We start from the raw sequence: 3446 nt of genomic DNA, 5'->3' as shown, positions 1-3446 counted from the left end.
GCCATCCAGGATCAATCCGATCTTTTCCATTACTCGGCGGCTCTGGATGTTGTCCGGGTGGCAGATCGAGATGACCCGCTCGACACCGACGTGGACGAACGCGAACTCGAGCGCCGCCATGCCAGCTTCGGGTGCCAGGCCCTGCCCCCACCGGTCGCGCCGCACCGTCCAGGCCACCTCGACACCCGGCCAGCCCATCTCTTCATACAGCCCGGCGCGGCCGACGAACTCTCCGGACAGCCGATCTCGGATGATCCACATCCCGAAGCCGCGCAACGCCCAGTGGCCAAGCTGGAAAGCGGCATGGCGCCACACCGCCTCTTCGTCCATCGGCCCGCCGCCGGTATAGCGGCTCATATCCGGATCCTGAGTCATCCGCGAGTACGGGCCGATGTCCTCGGCCCGCCAGTCCCGTAGGACCAGCCGTTCGGTGAGCACCGTGGGGATCTGCCGGGTAGCAGACGGCGGTCCGAGGGTGAGGGTCACGGGGCGCTCCCGGCGGTCAGTACGAGATGGGAACGGGCGGACAGAGCGTCCTCTAAATCACGGACCGGAGCGAGCTCCCGATAGGGGTGTAACTGGGTCATGGTACGGCGCAGGTTCGCGGCCACGGTCGATGTCAAGCAGCCGTCCAGTAGCGCCACCACGGCCAAGGTGCGGACCGCCGCCTCTTCTGGTTCAGGACTCTCCCGCGTCAGCAGCGCCGCGGCTAGCGCAAGCAGTGCATGTCCCCGTTCCTCGAAGCCACCGTGGCCGGAGTCGTACAGCGCCACCGCGGCGCGGGCCATCGGTTCGGCTTCGTCGCCCGCACCCATGCGGGCGAGTACTCCGCCGGCGAACATGCCGGCCGCCGCTGGCCCGAACGAGGACATCCCGGGGCGCGCCGGTAAATCGACTACCGTCTGACGCATCCGGTACAGCGCATCCCGCGCGGACCGGGCATCGTCGGTCGCGGCCCGCGCGCGGGCTTCGTAGGCGGCAAGTCGTGCCGCGGTGTACGGGTGGGGGAATCGCTGGGCAGCCTCCGCCGCGACCCGGACGGCATCCTCGTACCGGCCGCCGTAGAACGCCATCGTGGACGCCATCCCGGCGACGGACGCGGCCAGCACTGGTTCCTCGGCATCCTCGGCATGGTTCTCGGCGAGGGTGAGGAACCGCCGTGACGTGATCGTATCCCCCATGTTGAACGCCAGCCGGCACAGCATGTAGGCGCAGAAGCCCGCGGCCACGGTGAGGCGCCGGTGCGCCCGCAAGCGGGTTGCATCCCGAAGCCTGCCCTCCGCCTGCCGCCAGGTGTCGAACACCTTCGGGGCGAGCGCGTCATGCGCCGTGGTGGTGAACACGGCCGCGTGCTGGTCGACCTTGTCCTCGATTTCGGCGACCGTCAGCGGGTCCGGGCCGGTGGCTGACCACTGCCGGTAGGCATCCGCCGCGAGGATGCCGGCCGCCGTCAGCTCGAAGACCTCCCGCCTGTCCGTGGAACTCACCTCCCCGCCGTCAGGTTCGCCGATTCCGTGCCGCGCCCGGTGGATCCGCGCGCGGAGCTGCACCAGCTCTCCACCGGCACCCACCGCGGTGTCGATGGCCTCCACGACCACATCGGACGGCAGAAACCGGCCAGCTTCGGCCCGACTGATCCCAGCCCGGTCCAGGTTGGTACGCCGAGCGAGCTCGGCCAGACTCTGCATGCCCGCGGCAAGGCGTAACACGCGAATACGCCCCGCAAGATGCGCAACCGCAGCCTGATCGTCCACCCGTACCCTCTCCTGCCCAGCGTAACGACACGTGCGTGAGGCGTGCGTGACGGATGCGTCAACAGCGTCTCACGCGATCACAGCTAGCCACCTGTCGCGCAGCGTCATGAAATGTGTCGCGTCAGCACGATAACCAGCCGACCACCCAGCCGATACGCACATGGGAGATGTCGTGGTACCACCAAAGACCTACACCCGCCGGCCGGTCGCGTCCGCCCGGCTCCACCGGCAGTCCGATGAGCCCCGGTTCCCGCGGCTCGACCAGTCCGTCCCCTGTGTGATCGTCGAGCTTGGCCCGGACGGGCGCCCGGACAGTGCGTTACTGATCTTTCCGACGGCACGTGCGGCCGAGGCACACGCCCAGGCGTACCGGCTCGCCGACTACCGAGTAGTTCCGGCCGTGTTCGCGCGCCTTCGTCCGCCCCGGCTGGAGGCATGAAGAGCAGGCACGCGGACCATTCAGCGGAAGACGAATCGGGACAGTGCGGGTGAACGGGCAGGAGGATACGCGCGGTGCGCGCGTTCTCATAAGTAAGATCACCAAAAGTGTTGACCTGCGCGTAAGCGTCGGGGTCGATACGGACGAGCTGATCAGGGTGCTGGAGACCTACGTGCCGGGTGGCGCACGGCTGCGGCTGGCCATGCGGGACGGGCAGGAGCTCGTTTTCAGATTTGAGCGGATTTGAGCGCTACATCCGATCATTCACGTTGATCGACTACAGGCCTTGACCCGCTTGAGCAGCCAGGTTCGTCGGGTGCAGCCTCGGCGGCACGACGCGCCGCCCGTAGAGGTGGCTTCCATGCCAAGGCCAACCCACCGTGGTCAGGCCACGGTCCAGGACGCTCACAGCGCCGAACAGGCAGACGCCGGTGCCAGGGGCCAGCCGGGCAGGTTCCGCACGACCATCCAGACAAGCGCGCCAGCGGCCAGCCCGTGCGCAAGCGCTCTGGGAACAGGTGCCTGCTCACCCAGCCAGGCCGCCCGTGCCCGCCGCCAGCCCAGGTGGACCAGAACAGGGCTACAGAGCAGCACGAAGAGATTGTCGTGAACCGCGGCCCGCAACCGACCGTGCAACAGATCGTGAACCAGCCGAAGCCCGCCGCACGCCGGGCAGTCAAGCCCGGTGACAAACTTCGCCGGGCACACCGGCATGACCGCGGCCGCATCGTGCGGGTCGACAACGGCAAGGTAACCCACGCCCAGCGCGCCCGCGGCCGCGCCAAGCAGCAGGCGGGTACGGCTCGTTCCCACGACCGAGCGGCCCTGATCAATCACGAAGTGGCCGGCCCTGTACATCGCGAACATTGCCGGTGAGCATCAGGACCCCGTCGATCAACGCCCAGACCCCGAAACCACCGCAGGTGAACAACTGGGCGAGTGCGATGGCGGTGTCGCCCAGGTACCAGCGTCCGGCCCCGAACACACCCAGGAAAATCTGCAGCAGGCCGGCGACGAGCTTCTGTTTATCCGAGTACGGTTCGCCGGTGACCGGATCACGTCCGAATGGGGCTGATACATCGTATTGTCTCTGGGCATAACCTGGCGGGGCGGGATATGCCGGGCTGGCCGGGTAGTACCCCGGGCTCGGCGGATAGCCAGGACCCGCCTGATAGCCGGGTACGCCCTGCTGCCCTGCGCCGGCCTGATAGCCAGCGCTCTGTTGCTGCCCCGGGCTCTGGTACCCGGGATTT

At 68.0% G+C, this 3446-nt stretch carries 6 protein-coding genes; 2 read left to right on the top strand and 4 right to left on the bottom strand.

All coding sequences use genetic code 11. The features are described 5' to 3' along the window. Together MJ785_RS08405 and MJ785_RS08400 are read right to left on the bottom strand one after the other, a co-directional pair. The coding region (locus MJ785_RS08405) for a GNAT family N-acetyltransferase (RefSeq protein WP_239380336.1) at positions 1–486 on the bottom strand (486 nt) is incomplete at its 3' end. Then, complete coding sequence (locus tag MJ785_RS08400; RefSeq protein WP_239373069.1) at positions 483–1754, bottom strand: helix-turn-helix transcriptional regulator; 1272 nt, start codon at positions 1752–1754, stop codon at positions 483–485. The genes MJ785_RS08405 and MJ785_RS08400, both read right to left, overlap by 4 nt. Positions 1755–1926: 172 nt before the next feature. On the opposite strand from MJ785_RS08400, the gene MJ785_RS08395 reads away from it, so the two are divergent. Together MJ785_RS08395 and MJ785_RS08390 are read left to right on the top strand one after the other, a co-directional pair. After that, on the top strand, positions 1927–2193 hold the full coding sequence (locus tag MJ785_RS08395; protein ID WP_239310186.1) for a hypothetical protein: 267 nt from the start codon (positions 1927–1929) through the stop codon (positions 2191–2193). Between the two features lie 49 nt (positions 2194–2242). Further along, complete coding sequence (locus MJ785_RS08390) at positions 2243–2440, top strand: hypothetical protein (RefSeq protein WP_239310185.1); 198 nt, start codon at positions 2243–2245, stop codon at positions 2438–2440. A 158-nt stretch (positions 2441–2598) separates the two neighbouring features. On the opposite strand, the gene MJ785_RS08385 is transcribed toward MJ785_RS08390, so the two are convergent. Beyond that, complete coding sequence (locus tag MJ785_RS08385) at positions 2599–3060, bottom strand: DUF2752 domain-containing protein (protein WP_239348233.1); 462 nt, start codon at positions 3058–3060, stop codon at positions 2599–2601. Continuing rightward, positions 3023–3446 (bottom strand): TM2 domain-containing protein (locus MJ785_RS08380; RefSeq protein WP_239380333.1); only part of this gene is annotated, 424 nt, incomplete at its 5' end. The genes MJ785_RS08385 and MJ785_RS08380, both read right to left, overlap by 38 nt.

The sequence above is a fragment of the Protofrankia sp. CiT1 genome (assembly GCF_917627335.1).
Lineage (GTDB): Bacteria > Actinomycetota > Actinomycetes > Frankiales > Frankiaceae > Protofrankia.
Note: the sequence above shows the minus strand (reverse complement) of the source record. Positions and strands in the feature narration are given on the sequence as shown.